Genomic DNA, 15,822 nt, shown 5'->3' on the forward strand with positions numbered 1-15,822 from the left:
CGGCCTAAATATGCTCCGACCTTCCCCTTCCGGAGTATCACTAATGAACAAGAAGACTTTGTCGATCGCCGCCGCCATTTTGGCGATCAGGGGCAGCACCGCGGCTTTCGCCGCCGAGCTGCCGACTTACCAGGCCAACGGATTTCCGGTCTCGCCGCTGCAGGTCCGCGTCCTCGGCGCGGCCCATGTCGAGCAGCAGGCTGCAGCGCCGACCACGGTCGCCTCGGTGCACCAGACGAAGGTGCTGAGCCCCCGCCATGTGAAGACCGCGGACGTCACCACGAGCCCGGCCCGCTGAGCTGACACGCGTGAAGGCAGGTGGATCCCGCGGAAGCGCGGGATCCACGGCATCTAAGCCTTGCGCGCGCGCGCGGCGCGCAGGCTCGACGGCGAGCGGCCGTAGAGCTCGGCGAAGGCGGCGTTGAACCTGCGCAGGCTGCCGAACCCGGCCTGGTACGCGATCGCGGTCATGCTGCCGTCGCCCGCATCGAGCAGGCGCTTGGCGCGCTGGACGCGTAGCGTCTTGACAAGCTGCTGCGGTGTGGCGCCGACGTGGCGCTCGAACAGACGCGCCAGGTGACGTGACGAGATGCCGAGCCGCATCGCGAGATCAACCACCGAGCCTTCGTCCAGCGCGCCGTCATTGATCAGCCTGACGGCCCGCGCCACAGTCGAGCGCGTGCCGTTCCAGGCCGGGCAGAAGGGCGCAGTCTCGGGTCGGCAGCGCAGGCACGGCCGGAAGCCGGCGGCCTCGGCTGCCGCCGCCGTCGGATAATGGACCACGTTGCGCGTCAGCGGCTGCTTGGCCGGACAAACCAGGCGGCAATAGATGGCTGTGGTCTTCACCGCCGTGAAGAAGCGGCCGTCATAGCGGGGATCGCGGCGCAGTCGCGCGGCGTTGCAGACATCGAAGCTCAGCATGGCCGTATAGTAGCGCACGACGACAGTGGCGGAAGGGCTGCGGGATGACCGAGTCCTATTGTGGCGAGCCGCGGCGCAGGTCGCGGCCTAGAAGGCGGTTCTCGTCGCAACACAGCCGGAGAGCCCATCGTGACCAGCCCGAGAGACGTCGTCCTGAACGCCTGGAAGACCTTTTCGTCACGCGATCCCGAGCGCATCGCGGCACTGTTCACCGACGACGCCGAATGGATCGCCCCGAAGGGCAATGCCACCGCCATCGCGCTCGACCACACCGATCACATGAAGGGACCGCACCAGATCGCGCGCTTCATCGCGCAGGAGATGCACAGATTGTTCTCGGACATCGATATCGCGTTTCGCGGCGTGCATGCCTCCGGAGATGTCGTGATCGTGGAGGAGCGGATGCGCGCCACGCTGCCCGGCGGCAAACCGTACGAGAACGATTATTGCTTCGTGTTCACGGTGGTGGGCGACCGGATCAGGCAGGTGCGGGAATACATGGATACGCGCAAGGGATGGCGCATGGTCTTCGATGAGGGCGCGTGAGACGCGGAGCCGTCATCGCCCTCGCGTGACAGCCCTGCAGCGGCGTGGGTTGAGCGGCTCAGCGCGCCGACCTATCGAGTGATCCATGGATCAGCGGACGAGCGGCGCCGACGCTCAGAGGAAGGATGCCACGCCGGCATTGCTCGGCGTGGTCTGCGGGCTTGCCGCGGCGCTGTTCTGGGCGCTCGGCTTTGCCGCCACGCGGCACGGCCTCAAGGCCGGCTTCACGCCGGTCGATCTCCTGGTACATCGCTATGTCTGGTCGGGGATCGCGTTCCTGCCCCTGGTATGGCGCGCGGGGATCTCCGATCTCTGCGGCATCGGCTGGGGCAGGGGGCTCGTGCTCATGGTGCTCGGCGGTCCCGTGATGTCGCTGATCTCCTACAGCGGCTTCCTGTTCGTCCCGCTCGGCCATGGCAGCGTGATCCAGCCCTCTTGTGCGACGCTGGGCGGCCTGCTGCTCGCGGCGGTCGTGCTGAAGGAGCGGATCTCCGCCTCGCGGCTTGCCGGCGCGCTCGTCATCGTCGGAGGCCTCGGCGTGATCGGCGCGGAATCGATCGGCCATATCGGCGCCGACGGCATTCAGGGCGACCTGATCTTTGTGCTTGCCGGTTTCATGTTCGCCGGCTTCGGCGCGATGCTGCGCCGCTGGCGCGTCTCGGCCGTGCCGGCTGCGCTGGTGATCAACGTGCTGTCGCTGCTGCTGGTGCCGGTCTACGTTGCAACCGTCGGCCTTGCCCACATTGCGGCGATCGGCGTGACCGAGAATGCCATCCAGGCGCTGGCGCAGGGCGTGCTTGCCGGCCCCGCGGCGCTCTATCTCTACGCCGTCTCCGTCCAGCGTCTCGGCGTTGCCCGCGCCGCGGTGTTTCCGGCCTGCGTGCCGGCGCTGACGCTGCTCACCGGCTGGCTGCTGCTCGGCGAGCCACCGACGATGCTGCAGACGGCAGGCCTCGTGACGGTGCTGTGCGGGTTCTATCTGGCGCAGCGGCAGAGCTAGCTGGACTCACGCCTTCCGCACGAACTCCGATTTCAGGTTCATCGCGCCGATGCCGTCGATCTTGCAGGCGATGTTGTGACCATCGCTGGCATCCTGGAGGCGGATGTTGCGCACCTTGGTGCCGCCCTTGACCACCGAGGATGAGCCCTTGATCTTCAGATCCTTGATCACGATGACGCTGTCGCCGTCAGCGAGCGCATTGCCGTTGGCATCGCGCACGCCGGCATCCTGCGCGGTCTCCGCGGCCGCCTCCGCCGCCCCGCTCCATTCATGGCCGCATTCCGGACAGACCCAGAGATCGCGGTCCTGATAGGCGTGCTCGGAGCTGCAGGCGGGGCATTTCATCGTGTCGGTCATGGCAAGTCTCGTCTCAACGGTTCGTTCGCGGCGCGACCGTAGAGGCGGGAACCGGGAAAGCAAGGAAAAGCTGCAAGCCGCGCGGGCAGGGCTTCGCCTGCCGGTGCGATGTCACCGAAACAGCGCGACGAAAATCACGTAGAGCCAGCCCAGGATGCCGTGGATGATCGCCCACAGGATCGAATGGTTGTCGGCGTAGGAGATCGCGATGGCAAGCGCCGAGCCGAAGCCGACGCCGTATTTCGCGCCCTCGACGCGAACGCCGTAATAGCGGTTGCCGTTCATGGTGATGCCTCCTGACGTCGACTGAGCGCGAGCTTATGCATTCGCCTTGATCCTGGCGAGCGGCATGATCGATGAGGCATACTTGCGCGCGCGGGTTGAGCGGCGTCAACGGCATCGCGAGCAAGGGGCGAATCGACAGCCCTGATCCGCTCCGTCCTTGACGCAGATCAACTTGGCCCTGCCGTGCAAACCTAGGCTGCTCCGATGATTCAATCACGGTGAGGTTGGGCGATGTCGCATAGTGCTCGAATCCATCTCGGCCTCGCTCTCCTGATCGCGTTGTCGGTGCTGTTCCTGTTCAGCATGGTCCACACCGCCGCGGGCGCCCCGCGGTCCGGCCCCCGTGCGGTCGCCGACGGGCATCGCCTGGCGCAGGCATGGTGCCAGACCTGCCACGCGGTCGAGCCGGGCATGGCCGGATGGTTCGACGGAGCCCCGAGCTTCCAGGCCATCGCCGACCGCAGCGGCACCACCGCGCTGTCGCTCAAGGTGTTCTGGCGGACCAGCCACCAGAACATGCCGAACCTCGTGATCTCGCCGGAGCAGGCGGATGTGCTGTCGGCCTATATCCTCAGCCTCAGGGGCAGGTGAGCACCTCGCCAGCACGATTTCGCGAAAACAACCCCATGCACAGTAGAGGGGGCCTTGATAAGGCTCGATTTTTCAGTTGCGCCGAAATTCTTTTGAGGCGTCGGGCAAAGCAGGCGCATCATGCAATGGTGCCGCCATCCGGTGACGAGGCGATCGCATCTGAACGCGACGTGTGTGGCCCTCCTTCGAGACGCCCGCTTGATGCGGGCTCCTCAGGATGAGGACGGAAGGCGTGGCGGCAGTCGCAACGGATGCCATGCCGCTTAGCCTCGTCCTGAGGAGGCGCGTAAGCGCCGTCTCGAAGGACGGGGCGCGCGCGCCGGCAGACGCTGCAGCGCGAACATGAGGCATCATCCCGGATGACGCTGACGCGCCGTCCAGCTAGGCTCGCGGCGCAAATGCGCAGCGAGTCCGACATGAGCTTCCTCCTCAACATTGACGTCCCCGATATCGAACAAGCCACCAGTTTCTACACCGAGGCCTTTGGCCTCTCGGTCGGCCGCCGCTTCGGCGCCGGCTTCGTCGAGCTGCTCGGCTGGCCGGCGCCGGTCTATCTCCTGACCAAGCAGGCCGGCACGGTGGGCGCCGGCGGCGACCGCCGCCGCTACGAACGGCACTGGACTCCGGTGCATGTCGACGTCGTGGTCGAGAACGTCGATGCGGCCGTCGAACGGGCGCTGCGCGCCGGCGCGATCCTGGAGGTGCCGGCGCGCGATGCACCCTATGGCCGGATCGCGATGCTGGCCGATCCGTTCGGGCACGGCTTCTGTCTGCTGGCGTTCAGCGAGAAGGGATACGATGCGTTGCTGGAGAGTTCGTAGTTCGTAGCCCGGATGAGCGAAGCGACATCCGGGAATTGCCTTCGGCGGGATGAGTCCCGGATATCGCTTCGCTCATCCGGGCTACGGGGCGACAATCGGGGCGACATGCCAAAGCGAGCGAAAAGCAAACCGACACGGAAGCTGAAGACCTACCAGACCTCGCTCGGCTTCTACGACCAGGCCATCGCCGCGCCCTCGATGAAGGCGGCGCTTGAGGCCTGGGGCGCCAGCTCCAATCTGTTCCATCAGGGCGCCGCGAAGGAGACTGACGACCCCGACATCGTCGCGGCGACGCTGGCGAAGCCGGGGATCGTGCTGAGGCGCCCGGTCGGATCCGACGGGCCGTTCACCGAGAGTGCCGAGCTGCCCACCGATCTTGCCGAGGACGATTCCGGGCCCAAGCGCAAACCCGGCAAGCGTCCGGCCAAGACAGCAAACAAGACAGCAAACAGGACCGCCAAGGAGCCGTCGCGCAAGCTCGACGAGCAGGCGGCCCGCAAGGCCGCCGCGGCGTTCGAGAAGGAGGAGCGGCGGAGCGAGGCCGCGCGCCGCAAGGAGGAGGCCGCCCGCGCCAAAGAGCGCGCGCGCCGCGACAAGGCAGTCGCTGCAGCGGAAGCGGCGCTGGACAAAGCGAGGCGGGAGCACGAGGCGAAGGCGGAGGAGATCGAAGCCGCGCGGGCCGCGCTCGAGGAGCGCGCCGAGGCCGAAGAGACCCGCTGGGACAAGCAGCGGAAAACGCTGGAGCAAGCCCTCCGCCGCGCGCGTGAGTGAGGCTGACCAACAATCGCGCCTGCTGAAGCTTGCTGCCGCGCTACCCCTCCCTCATCCTGAGCAGCCCGCCCAAAGCGGGCGTCTCGAAGGATGGCCGCACAAAAGAGCTCGCGCGAAATTTGCTTGCCTTGCCGAACATCCTTTTGCACTCTTCGCTGCGAAGGAGACCCACGCATGACCAAAATGACCGCCGCCTGCGCGCTCGGAACCGCCCTGGTGCTGTGCAGCCTTGCAACCTCCGGCGCCGAGGCAAAGACGCGCAAGGCCGTCGTCGTCCGCGCACCGCAAGAGCGGATTATCGTCACGGCGCCCGTGCTGAGGCCGACGCCGTGGGATTACAACATCGTTCCGCGCTATCGCTATCGCCCCGAGGACGACAAGGTCGATCCCTACGGCCCGCCGCTGGTGCCGTCGTATGTGCGCTACGAGGGATGGCGCTGGCCGTATTGGTGGTAGGTCACGACAATTCGTAGGGTGGGCAAAGGCGCGCTTGCGCCGTGCCCACGAATTGTCTCCGACATGATCAAGGTCGTGGGCACGCTTCCGCCTTCGCTCTTCGAGCTACGGCGGCAAGTCGCTTTGCCCACCCTACGGCACCGCGCAAGCGCAGCTAACGCTCTACATCTTCAGTCCGGCTTGCGTCCACTGATGGCGTGCGCGCGGGCGCTGTAGGTGATGCTTCCGTCGGCATCAGTGGGCAGTCGCGCCGTCACACGCTGCATGAGCGCGGTGACATCGGCTGGCGGCATGGCCGCGATAACAGGTGCGATAGAGGGGGCTTTCGTCTCCACGGTCCAGAACGCGTCGAAATCGGCAAACGTCCGCTGCACAATGATCTCGCGGGTCTCGATCTGCCGCAGGCCCGCCGCGCTCCAGAGGCCCTGAAGCGCCGTGAGAGTGGACACCTCCATATGCGCCGGACGGGTCGGCGCCAGCCCCATCGCGCGCATCTCGTCGAGGATCGGATCGAGCGGAAATCCGCCGCCCAGCATGTCCCACATGTAGGTCGCAACGAGGCCGCCGGGACGAACGACCCGCGCCAATTCCGCGACGCCTTTCGACGGGTCCGGCACGAACACGAGGACCAATGCCATCACCGCGACATCGAAGCTTGCGGCTGGAAAGGGCAGTGCCATGGCATCGCCGGTTTGAAACACGGCGCCGTGCGCACCGGGACGGGCGCGGGCAAAGGCGAGCTGTCCCTCCGAGGGATCGATGCCCTGCACGTCACTGGGGGCGCAGCGCGCGACAATGAGCTCGGTGAAGGCGCCGCTGCCGCAGCCGACATCGATCCAGCGCAGCCCTTGTTCGGGCTTGAGCCAATCGAGAAAGACCTCGCCGACCGCACGGCTCCAGACGCCCATCACCTGCTCATAGGCGGCACCGTCATCGAAGCGAAGCTCGGGCATGGAACGGCTCCCTCGGCGTTTTCCACAAGGCAATGCGGGGGCGGCGAGGTTAACACATTGGTTATTTCTTTGCGGTCATTTTCGCGACCTCAGTCAGCGAGGAGGCACCATGTCCGACATCACCATTCCCGGCGGCAAGATCCGTTCCTTCGTCGAGCGGATCGAGAACCTCGACAGCGAAATGCAGGAGTTGAGCGAACAGAAGAAGGAAGTCTTCGCGGAAGCCAAGGGCGAGGGTTTCGACGTCAAGATCCTCAAGGAGATCATCAAGCTGCGCAAGGAAGACAAGAACGAGCGCGACGAGCGCGAAAGCCTGCTCGATCTCTACATGCGCGCGATGGAAACGGCCTCGCCGGAGCAAGCGAAGGCGGCGTGAGACGATCGGGTTGATCGGTGAGGAGAGGTAGCCGCGATCTGCGGATTGCGACTATCGTTTCGGCGCGGCCAGGCGAGAGCGGCCTGGTGGATCGCCTGGGGCGGAACGATGAAAGGGCGGCCATGGGCCGCCCTTTCTGTTTGTGCGTGAGCCGTCGGTTTGTGCTTAGCCCTCGATGATATAGACGATCTCGTGGGTGTGCGGACGAAGGATGACGTACCTGCCGTTGACCAGGATGAACTCGTATCCGCGCCACTCCGGATAGATTTCGACGATACGGCTCGGCAACGCATGATAACGGACGCTTGTCGGGACGACGGTGCCGATCGATACGTTGAAGTTCACGTTGGTGACTTCCTCGACCTTCACCTGCTTGATGGCCGAAGTGATCTGGGTTCGCTTTTCGGCCGGAGGCGCGGCGACTGCCGTGGTCGCGGCATTGCCGGTGGTCTTGCCTTCCGGCGCGGCAGGCTTGCTCTCGGCGGTCGGCGTCTTCACGTCCTTCGATGTGGTGGCGGAATCGGTCGCCTTTGTCTTCCCATCGGCCTTCATCTCGCCGGTCGTCTTGCTGTCGGCGGTCGACTTGGTTTCGGAAGGCGAATTCTTCACGTCCTTCGTGGTCGGCGGGGCCATTGCTTCAGCGGCCTTCGGCTTGCCGTCGACCTTTGCGTCACCGAGGTGCTTTGCATCGGGCGCGCCCTTTGCTGCGGGCGCATTCATCGGTGCCGCGCTGTCAGCTTTCGGCGAAACGGCAGCGGGGGACTCCGCACCCTTTGCTCCGCCTTGAGCCATCGCAAGACCGGTCGCTGCAAACAGGGCCGCAACGGCGACTGAAGCCATCAAAGTATGTCTCATCTGATTTTTTCCAATTCAATGTGAATATTGATGCCGACGAGGGTCAGCCATGGAGAGCAAACGGCCCCGACCGTACGAAGTTCCGTTTCTATTTATGGTTTAATGACGATCGATGCATCGTTATCGAAACGCAGGCAAAAACCGGAAAAAGAGTGACGTTTGCGGTCTCATTTCCGGTGCGGGCCTGAAAAGAATCGACATATTCAAATATAAGTTGTGTGCGGAGGAACCGTTGGCTCTTGCACCTGTTGAGCCGATGATCCGGCGCGCAGCGAGATCGAACTTCCGATCCTGAATCCCTGCAGCGACAAGAAGACCGCATTCGCCTTGCTGGAGCGGCTCGGGCACAACGCCTTTATCCTCCGTGCGTACCAACCGGAAACTGTCCGGACGGCGCGATGCGGCAATGCGATTCAGATCGGCCGCAGACCGGCTTGCACAGACCCACCGTCATTCAGACCTAACGATTGAGGTAGCAAAATGCATATGTCGAGCGAAAGTCTCTTGGTCATCCTGTTTGTAGGTCTCATCGCCGGCTGGCTGGCGGGCCAGATCGTCCGCGGCACCGGCTTTGGGATCGTCGGCGATATCATCGTCGGAATCCTCGGCGCGTTTGTCGGCAGCTGGTTGTTGCCTCAGCTCGGCGTGCATCTGGGCAGCGGCATGATCAGCGCGATCGTCAACGCCACCATCGGCGCGGTGCTGCTGCTCCTGGTCGTCCGCCTGGTCCGCGGTGGCGGTGGCTGGGGAAGCAGCTGGCGCGGGAGCTGGGGGCGGCGCTGGTGACCCATGCTGAATAAGCGACATCGCGCGCCGGCAGACGCGGGCGCGCGGTGACCTCCGGATTGGTGCCGCCATGCTAGACTTTTCGAATGCATCGTTTTCGCCTGAAACGATCGAGGTCATGAAAGCTGCGCTGGATAGGGCGGTTGCGTCGCTGCCTGCGCCGGTCGGCTCCGCGCATGTTCAGGCGATCGCGGAATCGATCCTCCGCACCGCGAAGGAGGGCGAACGAGACCCCGTTGTCCTGCAGCGCATGGCGTTGATGGAGCTTCAGATCTCGACGCGTTGTGATGCCGATCGGCGAACTTGAGTGCTGGCGCGCCAAGCGCGAGGGGTTTTGACGTCAGGATCCTCAACGAGTTCATCAAGCTGCGCAAGGAAGACAAGAACGCGCGCGAAAGCCTGCTCGATCTCTACATGCGCGCGATGGGATGGAGACGGCCTCGCCGGAGCAGGTGAGGGCGGCGTGAGACGATCGGGTTGGTCGGCGAGGAGAGGTAAAGTCCAGGATTCATTCTTGAGCGAGAGATGGCCGGTCTCGGCCAAGGCGCTCGAATCTCCTGAACGGCTTTCCTCTCGGCCGCTGCGACATCGCGTGTCACTTTTCCTTCTTTTTCACGCTGATGTTGCCGTCGCCTTCGATATAGGCCTCGATCACGTCCGCAGGGCTCTCGACGCCTTCTTCCCGGAGCTTGCTCAGCAACTCGTCCATCGTAACCAGCTCCTCTCGTAGGTGGCGGCGAAGGACCTGGCCGTTCTTGATCAGAAGCAGCGGCGGGGGCCGAACAAGCCGCTCCACGAAGGGCACGCGATAACCGAGCCAATCGATGGCAAGGTTCCAGAAGACAATGGTGGCAACGAGCACCAGACCTTCGGTGATCGATCGGTATTCACCTGCCATGCCGTTTTGTGCGGCGTCGGCCAGAAGCACGACGAGCAGCACGTCCGGGATGCTGATTCCGCCGGTCTGTCGCTTCAGGATGAGGCGCATCAAGATGAAGATGCCGAAATACATGATGGTGCCCCGCACCAGCATTTCCATGAGCGAATGCGTCGGAGCAAAGATCTCGTGCCATGGCAGCTGGAAGTTCAACATGGGGCCTCGCATCTGGACAGGAGCATCGTGCTACCACGTTCAGCTGGCCTGGTAGAGCAACACTGAACGTCTCACCCTCGTAGGATGGGTAGAGCGAAGCGAAACCCATCGATAGCCGTCGGGGAATGATGGGTTTCGCAAAGGCTCTACCCATCCTACGAACTGCTTCTTCGGCAACGAGCTGGCAATCAATAGCGGCCGCCGCTGCCCTTTTGCTGCGTGATCCAGTCCGACAATGTTTTCGGTGGCGATTTCGCAGACCGGCCGGGCGATGCCTTCGGATTGTCGCGGACGCCTTTCGTCGCACGGGTGCGCAGCGCTTCCGTTGCGCCAGCGCCCTTTAATGCAGCCGTCGATGCCTCTGCGGCTTCCTTCTCGAGGCGCAACTGCTTCAATCGCGCCATCTTGATGCGCTCCGCCTCGACTTCGGGTCGCTCGGCTAGCGCGTAGGATGGGTAGAGCGAAGCGAAACCCATCAATAGCCGTCGCGGAATGATGGGTTTCGAACGGGCTCTGCCCATCCTACGAACTGTTACCGCAATCATCGGTTCACCGATCCTGATCGAACAGTCGTGATCACTGTTGCCTTGCGGCATGATCTGTTGCGAAACGCCCGCTCATGGCGTTGCGGCGACTCGCGCAGCGTAGCCCACCCTGTTCCTACGGCTAAAAGCTCGCGCCCGACGCCATCAGCACGGCACCGGCGGCCATCAGAACGATTCCCGGCCAGTTCGATGCGATCCCAAGAAATCCCAGGCCGCGGCGAGGCGGCTCCAGCGTGCCGCGAACCGGTCGAGCGGAATCCCGACCGCTAAGGGGCCCCCGCCAAATCGTGGTGCGCAGCATGTACAGGAGTCCGCCAAAGATGAGCAGCGCGCCAAGTCCCGTCAGGAACATTTTCGCCTCTCAACTTGTCACTGCCCATCCGTAACCGAGGCAGTACATTTCAAAGCAACAGCGGACGAATAAGTTCCGCTACTCAAGCGCCGCGGGATGGGTTGGGGCCTTGCAAGACCCTTCACTTTCGGCGCAGCAGTCGATGGGTATCACTTCCGCGTTCGCTCGCCGAGCTACGGTGGATAAGCCGCTCTATGCCTCACATCCTGGGGGCCGACCGTTGGCTCATTCCTGCCGGCTCTCGCTGGTGGGAGATCCCACACTCATGAAAAATTCGTTCAGAGGAACGGGGCGTTGGGTCCATTCATTGCATTGCGGGGGCTTTTGTGAGGAGGACGTCATGAAAGCAATGATCATTGCGCTTTCGGCTGCCGTTGTCATGGCTACAGCCCCAGCCGTGTTTGCTCAGGGTGTATCGAGCAAGACGCCGGGTCATGAGATGCAGCAAATGGGTTCCAAGAAGGGCGAGCCGGGCGCTTCCAGCTATGCTCCTGGACATAAGAAGAAGCACGCCAAGTCCTCGAAGAGCACCGGCCCCGGTGCCTCGAGCTACGCTCCAGGACAAACCACAGGACAAACCACCGGCGCGAGCACGAGGCCGACCACCGGCTCGAAGTCAGGGTACTGAACTCCAGGCGGTCCTCAAGCGCGTAAGGTGGGTTAGCTCCGCGACGGCGCAAAGCGCAGTTCGCGTGGCGTAACCCACCTCCTTCATCTCGGCGCGCGGACCATCAACGAATGATGGGTTTCGCAAGGATATTGCCCATCCCACGGGCTTCCGGCCCCGCGATAGGCAGCTGCCGTTAGTGACGTATCCCGCGGATTTCGAGCGTCGTCTGGGTGATCCTGGCCACGAACCCCTCAAAATGCATGACCCTTTGTCTGGTCAATTGTTCATGCAACTCGGTGATCTTCTGGGATTCGGCGACAAACGAATCGCACGCCTGCTTCGCGTACGCCATCTGAAGCTCAAACGCGTCGATGGGTGAACGCGCCGCCGCGAGCTTTCCCAGAAAGCTCCAGGCTTGCTCGAGCGACGTCCTGATGTAGTCGCTATAGGCGTCGGCAATCGCCTGCGTGCTGGCCTGGAAGGGTTCGACCGGCGCGACGGGCGGGCTTGCAGCGATCTCCATCCCGGGCGACTCGTCCGGCAAGGCTGCAGCCGAAGGTATCTCCGCACTGATCTCTCGGCCCGGCTCTTGCTCGGAATCTTGCCTGTTCTCCGCCGAGGCATCCGGCAATAGATGCGCTGCACTTGCGCGTTGCTCGCCGGCCCCGGTCCGTTGTCCCGACTTCTTCTTACCGCCGCGCCGGCCGGATTTTCCCGTCGGCTTGTTGTCCACCGCACTCAACATTGCAAATGGCTCCCGAATATCGATGAAGCCGCGAGCCTCCGTCGCGTTTGCGCTGAAATCGCGATTGTGGGCTGTCGCTTGCGTGGCGGCCATGTGGTGAGATTTTGCCGCTGCATGTTTGATGCATCCGGCAAGAAGTAGCCGATCCTGATCGTTGCGGGATTGCCGTGGCGCACCGGCATCGAAATTCTGGCGCCGACAATCAATAGCGGCCGCCGCTGCCCTTTTGCTGCGTGATCCAGTCCGACAACGATTTCGGTTTCGATTTCGCAATCCGGCCCGGTGATGCCTTCGGATTGTCGCGGAGGCCTTTCGTCGCACGGGCGCGCGGCGCTTGCGTTGCGCTGACGCTCAAGGCAGCGGTCGATGCCTCGGCGGCTTCCTTCTCGAGGCGCAACTGCTTCAATCGGGCCATCTTGATGCGCTCTGCCTCGACTTCGGGTCGTTCGGACAACAGCGGCTTGGGTTGAGCAAGCTCCGCCGGGACCAGGACGCCGAGAATGGTCGTCTCGCCGAGCGCCTTGCAGGCTTCGAGCCGATGCAGTCCTTCGACCAGAACGAGGCGGTCTCCGTCGCGCCGAACGGAAATGGGGGTCTGCTGTCCGATGTCCAGAATACTTTCCGCGATCTCCCCGACGATCTCGGGCTTGATAGCTTTCTTCTGCTTCGTGGGAACGAAGATCTTCTCGATCGGGAAGCTTTCCGGTTTGGGCATACCTTGACTCCGCTTCTACCGCGCCCGTCGGAACTCAAGCCGGTGGTGTTGGGAGTTTAGGAGGGATGGGCTCGACTGCAAAGGCAATTTCGGCGCGCGGTATTGATGAGCATCGAGGCCGGGACCCATCTGCGATTTCGGTGACCGGCCGAATAGCTGATCCAGCGATAGCGTTACTGTATTTCTGTTTGCATTGACCCGTCCTGCCTATCACTTCGGCCGGGCGATCTCCCGGCTTTTGATAAGACGAGTCAGCTCAGCCTCATCTAACTCCTGCAGTTCGGTCTCTGTGTGAAGTCCATTGCCGCCGAAAAACAGCCTCAGAATCTTTTTGGCGTTGACGCTTTGATGGAGCGTTTGATTCATCACTATAGTTAAGAAGCTGCGCCAAAAATCGTTCTCTTTCGCCAGCCTGTTCAATCTTAACACGTATACTTTTCGGATCGCTGCAATCTGTGCGCTCGTCGAGTTCTTAATTTCTTCAAGTTGCTCCAATGTGTCGTCAGCGAAACGTTTGCTTTCCTCGCTAAGTCGAGCGTAGGTCCGTCTCAAACGCAGCATGAAGAAGACTAATATGGCTGCCATCGGGGTGTATACAAACGTTATGTAGGCGAGCAATTCTGAGTAGATAGGTGAAACGAGCCGATCAGAGCGAGAGAAGGTAACACCCAGAGGCCCGTCAATTTTATGAATCCCGCTCTGATCTAGCGGCGTTCTTGTAATAAGGATGACCGAGAAACGCTTGAGTGGAAGTACCTTTGCTATTGTGACCGATCGTTCAGTTGATGAGACTTCTTCAACGCTAATTTGTGTGGTTTGGCTTTGAGACCTGAATTCGACGTTTGATGCTTCAAATCCTATCTGAATTTTTTCAAGTGAGGAGAATGAGTAGTTGTCAACAATCAATAAGCTTGAATAGCGGCTATCCGAAAAACCGAGATCTGCGATAGTGACGTGAGCGCGTTGGACGAAAAAATTCTGAACGACGAACCCGGCGAGCCCAATTGCAAATGTTGTAGCCAAGCTCTTTATGAGCGAAGCGACAAACTCAGAGCCAAATCCTTTCTCTATCGGCTTTGAGTTATTTTCAGACTTCTTGGCCATAGTGTCCATCGTTCGGCTTTGCTGGGCCGGAGTGCCCTACCGCGCTGAGGTCAAAATGTGCAAACGGATCTCAGCGTCTCACTTCGTGATACAGGCATGTCGCAATAATCTGGTGCGAAAGAAATGATTGATCGCGCGCTAACCGACTTGCTGAGGTTTCGTCCCGCCTAAGCAGTCGGGGCCGCCCAAGCGAGTTGGCTAGCCTCCCATCTCAGAGGGAAAAATTGTGTCAGCCGTACCCTTCATAAACTGCCCAGTAGACGGTAGTAGCTGAATCGCCAATCTCGTTGCGCTATCCAATCTCAACACTTTTCCCTTCATGCCCGCGCGATCTTTGATCTTTATCGGAGTTGGCGGAATCATGTCGACGAGGAGTTCCTTAATCAGCGTCTCCAAGAACTCAAAATCGACGCCATCCACCAAGATCTCGGTTTCGATGGTGCGTAGCAAGTTGCGATTGAAGACCTCCCGGCTGCACGCGGATTCTCCGGCCGTCGTCAGAGCGAACCTCTGGTCGGGTCTTACGATCCATTTCGCCTTCAGAAGAAATTCTACGTATTCAGCCAGTCGATCAGGCGAAATATAGCGGTCCTTACCATCGTCGTTCCGCCTGAGCAGAAAGATGTTCCCGTCCTTGATTAAAGATTTGAGCCCAGCAAACGTAGGCTTGTGCTCTCTGATCAGGTGCAGAATTGCAAAAAGCCTTCCATAAATACTTCTTTGAGAAGCAAATTCGTTGAAGCTTTGCGGCACTCGGACAGGAGCCTTCAAGAGGACTTCGCCGACATAGTCTCCAAAACTGATAGGGGAGGACGCTGTTATCGCCTCATCTCCTGTTGAGGGCAAAGTGCGACCGCGTGCGACTTGGAAGATTTTCTGCCAAGTCGTTCCTCCTTTCTGTCGGTCGATGCGCTGGTCATTCTTCTGGACCGGCTGCTCAAGCGCTCGAAGAATGTTGTCCGAGAAGTTGGCATCGAAGGCATATGCGCTTCCGGCAGCAAACATGACGTAAGTTCGCTCCCGCATTGCACTGAATGCGTCGACGGCTCTGCCGGCGTGACAGGTATCTAGGATAACGACAAGTTTTCGGATTTTTGTCTCGCGCTCGATCGTGTCTATGAGCCAGCTTAACGATATCAATCGGTCTTCTTCTGTGTCGTCCATTCCTATAATCAGGCGAACATCGGCTTCGCCTACGCTAACGCTGTGTCCCAGAAAAAAGAGAAGCACTTCTGTCTCAGACGTAATACCCCGGGCATCCTCATCGAGATGCCGCAACAGTTCCGCCCTGGTCGGATTTTTCAGCGCCGTCGGCCTCTTTTTGGGATTGGTCAGGCTCCGAAATCGGTACTCGGTAGATTTGAATAGTTTCTCCCACCGGCGGAGAATGGAAAGCACTCTTTGCCGGGAAGGCTTATCCCGTCCCTTGGCCAGCCAGCTACCGAAAACGAGGGCGCGGCGATCGACCACTATTGATCCTCTATGGTGTCGAGGACCGCTTTGATTGCGGCCTGCGTTGCTGGCAACAAGATTTCTTTGCCAAGTACTTTAATCTTAACAGGCTTTTCGTCTGTATCGGCTGCCTTGCTCGACGACTTTTTCTCTGCGCCCTTTTCCTTCGTCTTCGCTGCGGATACTAATTCATTGATTGCAAATACGAGGACTTGAACGTAGGCCTTCACCATCGCTGGATCCGCAGCGATCTTCATTATCCATTCAGTGATGGAAGAGTCCCCTTGAGCACCGGCTGGCGCGGGTTTCTGCCGAGCCTCGACGCTTTTGGCACCCAATTGGGCAGAAAACTTGTCAACCTCTGCTTGGATGTTGGAAATGAGAGCGGCTCTGTCGATACCTGCTACTGCAGACCCTTTCGTATCGAATACAATAGCGACATCCATTTTAAGATTCCCTATGTAGACAAGGCTCTTCAATAGGGTGAA

The 15,822-nt window shown here is 61.1% G+C and carries 24 protein-coding genes and 1 pseudogene; 12 read left to right on the forward strand and 13 right to left on the reverse strand.

All coding sequences use genetic code 11. The features are described 5' to 3' along the window. The first annotated feature begins 43 nt into the window (after positions 1 to 43). Positions 44 to 298 carry a hypothetical protein gene (locus AC066S_RS18490; RefSeq protein WP_478270265.1) on the forward strand — a complete coding sequence of 85 codons (255 nt, stop codon included), beginning with the start codon at positions 44 to 46 and terminating at the stop codon, positions 296 to 298. A gap of 53 nt (positions 299 to 351) precedes the next feature. Here AC066S_RS18490 and AC066S_RS18495 read toward each other — a convergent pair whose 3' ends face one another. Further along, complete coding sequence (locus AC066S_RS18495; RefSeq protein ID WP_478270431.1) at positions 352 to 921, reverse strand: bifunctional transcriptional activator/DNA repair enzyme AdaA; 570 nt, start codon at positions 919 to 921, stop codon at positions 352 to 354. A gap of 129 nt (positions 922 to 1,050) precedes the next feature. Here AC066S_RS18495 and AC066S_RS18500 point away from each other — a divergent pair, with 129 nt between their 5' ends. Next, positions 1,051 to 1,467 (forward strand): nuclear transport factor 2 family protein, encoded by a 417-nt coding sequence (locus AC066S_RS18500; protein ID WP_478270266.1) that lies wholly within the window; start codon positions 1,051 to 1,053, stop codon positions 1,465 to 1,467. A gap of 85 nt (positions 1,468 to 1,552) precedes the next feature. Next, positions 1,553 to 2,467, forward strand: a complete 915-nt coding sequence (locus tag AC066S_RS18505) for a DMT family transporter (RefSeq protein WP_478270267.1) — start codon at positions 1,553 to 1,555, stop codon at positions 2,465 to 2,467. Between the two features lie 6 nt (positions 2,468 to 2,473). Here AC066S_RS18505 and AC066S_RS18510 read toward each other — a convergent pair whose 3' ends face one another. Together AC066S_RS18510 and AC066S_RS18515 are read right to left on the reverse strand one after the other, a co-directional pair. Further along, positions 2,474 to 2,824, reverse strand: coding sequence for a zinc ribbon domain-containing protein YjdM (locus AC066S_RS18510; RefSeq protein WP_478270268.1), 351 nt, complete (start codon positions 2,822 to 2,824; stop codon positions 2,474 to 2,476). Between the two features lie 111 nt (positions 2,825 to 2,935). Beyond that, positions 2,936 to 3,109 carry a hypothetical protein gene (locus AC066S_RS18515; protein WP_164718698.1) on the reverse strand — a complete coding sequence of 58 codons (174 nt, stop codon included), beginning with the start codon at positions 3,107 to 3,109 and terminating at the stop codon, positions 2,936 to 2,938. A 231-nt stretch (positions 3,110 to 3,340) separates the two neighbouring features. Between AC066S_RS18515 and AC066S_RS18520 the strand changes: the two genes are divergently transcribed. The 4 genes from AC066S_RS18520 (at position 3,341) to AC066S_RS18535 (ending at position 5,748) form a co-directional block, all read left to right on the forward strand. Next, positions 3,341 to 3,700 (forward strand): c-type cytochrome, encoded by a 360-nt coding sequence (locus AC066S_RS18520; protein ID WP_478270269.1) that lies wholly within the window; start codon positions 3,341 to 3,343, stop codon positions 3,698 to 3,700. A gap of 416 nt (positions 3,701 to 4,116) precedes the next feature. Further along, positions 4,117 to 4,521 carry a VOC family protein gene (locus AC066S_RS18525; RefSeq protein ID WP_478270270.1) on the forward strand — a complete coding sequence of 135 codons (405 nt, stop codon included), beginning with the start codon at positions 4,117 to 4,119 and terminating at the stop codon, positions 4,519 to 4,521. Between the two features lie 105 nt (positions 4,522 to 4,626). After that, complete coding sequence (locus tag AC066S_RS18530) at positions 4,627 to 5,292, forward strand: cell envelope biogenesis protein TolA (RefSeq protein ID WP_478270271.1); 666 nt, start codon at positions 4,627 to 4,629, stop codon at positions 5,290 to 5,292. 174 nt (positions 5,293 to 5,466) lie between these two features. After that, positions 5,467 to 5,748, forward strand: a complete 282-nt coding sequence (locus tag AC066S_RS18535) for a hypothetical protein (RefSeq protein WP_478270272.1) — start codon at positions 5,467 to 5,469, stop codon at positions 5,746 to 5,748. A gap of 170 nt (positions 5,749 to 5,918) precedes the next feature. Here AC066S_RS18535 and AC066S_RS18540 read toward each other — a convergent pair whose 3' ends face one another. Continuing rightward, entirely contained in the window at positions 5,919 to 6,701 is a 783-nt protein-coding gene (locus AC066S_RS18540; RefSeq protein ID WP_478270273.1) for a class I SAM-dependent methyltransferase, read from the reverse strand. A gap of 109 nt (positions 6,702 to 6,810) precedes the next feature. Here AC066S_RS18540 and AC066S_RS18545 point away from each other — a divergent pair, with 109 nt between their 5' ends. Further along, on the forward strand, positions 6,811 to 7,077 hold the full coding sequence (locus AC066S_RS18545; RefSeq protein WP_025575662.1) for a DUF2312 domain-containing protein: 267 nt from the start codon (positions 6,811 to 6,813) through the stop codon (positions 7,075 to 7,077). Positions 7,078 to 7,242: 165 nt separating this feature from the next. Here the strand turns inward: AC066S_RS18545 and AC066S_RS18550 are convergent, their stop codons facing one another. Continuing rightward, complete coding sequence (locus AC066S_RS18550) at positions 7,243 to 7,932, reverse strand: DUF1236 domain-containing protein (RefSeq protein WP_478270274.1); 690 nt, start codon at positions 7,930 to 7,932, stop codon at positions 7,243 to 7,245. Positions 7,933 to 8,412: 480 nt separating this feature from the next. On the opposite strand from AC066S_RS18550, the gene AC066S_RS18555 reads away from it, so the two are divergent. The 3 genes and pseudogenes from AC066S_RS18555 to AC066S_RS18565 all read left to right on the forward strand — a co-directional run. Beyond that, entirely contained in the window at positions 8,413 to 8,718 is a 306-nt protein-coding gene (locus AC066S_RS18555) for a GlsB/YeaQ/YmgE family stress response membrane protein (protein ID WP_126258326.1), read from the forward strand. A gap of 70 nt (positions 8,719 to 8,788) precedes the next feature. Further along, on the forward strand, positions 8,789 to 9,025 hold the full coding sequence (locus tag AC066S_RS18560; RefSeq protein WP_478270275.1) for a hypothetical protein: 237 nt from the start codon (positions 8,789 to 8,791) through the stop codon (positions 9,023 to 9,025). Between the two features lie 23 nt (positions 9,026 to 9,048). After that, a pseudogene (locus AC066S_RS18565) lies at positions 9,049 to 9,174 on the forward strand (GapR family DNA-binding domain-containing protein); the annotation flags it as partial. Positions 9,175 to 9,313: 139 nt separating this feature from the next. On the opposite strand, the gene AC066S_RS18570 reads toward AC066S_RS18565, so the two are convergent. The 3 genes from AC066S_RS18570 to AC066S_RS18580 form a co-directional block, all read right to left on the reverse strand. Next, a complete protein-coding gene (locus AC066S_RS18570) occupies positions 9,314 to 9,811 on the reverse strand; it encodes a DUF421 domain-containing protein (protein ID WP_478270276.1) in 498 nt (165 codons plus the stop codon). Between the two features lie 188 nt (positions 9,812 to 9,999). Next, on the reverse strand, positions 10,000 to 10,407 hold the full coding sequence (locus AC066S_RS18575) for a hypothetical protein (RefSeq protein ID WP_478270277.1): 408 nt from the start codon (positions 10,405 to 10,407) through the stop codon (positions 10,000 to 10,002). 70 nt (positions 10,408 to 10,477) lie between these two features. Next, on the reverse strand, positions 10,478 to 10,708 hold the full coding sequence (locus AC066S_RS18580; protein WP_126258321.1) for a hypothetical protein: 231 nt from the start codon (positions 10,706 to 10,708) through the stop codon (positions 10,478 to 10,480). A gap of 340 nt (positions 10,709 to 11,048) precedes the next feature. Between AC066S_RS18580 and AC066S_RS18585 the strand changes: the two genes are divergently transcribed. After that, positions 11,049 to 11,336, forward strand: coding sequence for a hypothetical protein (locus AC066S_RS18585; protein WP_478270278.1), 288 nt, complete (start codon positions 11,049 to 11,051; stop codon positions 11,334 to 11,336). Between the two features lie 175 nt (positions 11,337 to 11,511). On the opposite strand, the gene AC066S_RS18590 is transcribed toward AC066S_RS18585, so the two are convergent. From AC066S_RS18590 to AC066S_RS18610, 5 genes are all read right to left on the reverse strand, one after another. Beyond that, positions 11,512 to 12,156: a phasin family protein gene (locus AC066S_RS18590; RefSeq protein ID WP_478270279.1), complete on the reverse strand. Its 645-nt coding sequence runs from the start codon at positions 12,154 to 12,156 to the stop codon at positions 11,512 to 11,514. Positions 12,157 to 12,265: 109 nt separating this feature from the next. Beyond that, positions 12,266 to 12,778, reverse strand: coding sequence for a ParB N-terminal domain-containing protein (locus AC066S_RS18595; RefSeq protein WP_478270280.1), 513 nt, complete (start codon positions 12,776 to 12,778; stop codon positions 12,266 to 12,268). 210 nt (positions 12,779 to 12,988) lie between these two features. Continuing rightward, positions 12,989 to 13,882: a hypothetical protein gene (locus tag AC066S_RS18600; protein WP_478270281.1), complete on the reverse strand. Its 894-nt coding sequence runs from the start codon at positions 13,880 to 13,882 to the stop codon at positions 12,989 to 12,991. A gap of 198 nt (positions 13,883 to 14,080) precedes the next feature. Then, positions 14,081 to 15,352, reverse strand: coding sequence for a hypothetical protein (locus AC066S_RS18605; protein WP_478270282.1), 1,272 nt, complete (start codon positions 15,350 to 15,352; stop codon positions 14,081 to 14,083). Next, positions 15,352 to 15,780 carry a hypothetical protein gene (locus AC066S_RS18610; RefSeq protein WP_478270283.1) on the reverse strand — a complete coding sequence of 143 codons (429 nt, stop codon included), beginning with the start codon at positions 15,778 to 15,780 and terminating at the stop codon, positions 15,352 to 15,354. Before AC066S_RS18610 ends, AC066S_RS18605 begins: the two co-directional genes overlap by 1 nt. Between the last annotated feature and the right edge of the window lie 42 nt (positions 15,781 to 15,822).

The sequence above is a fragment of the Bradyrhizobium sp. CFUWI genome, from assembly GCF_056429085.1.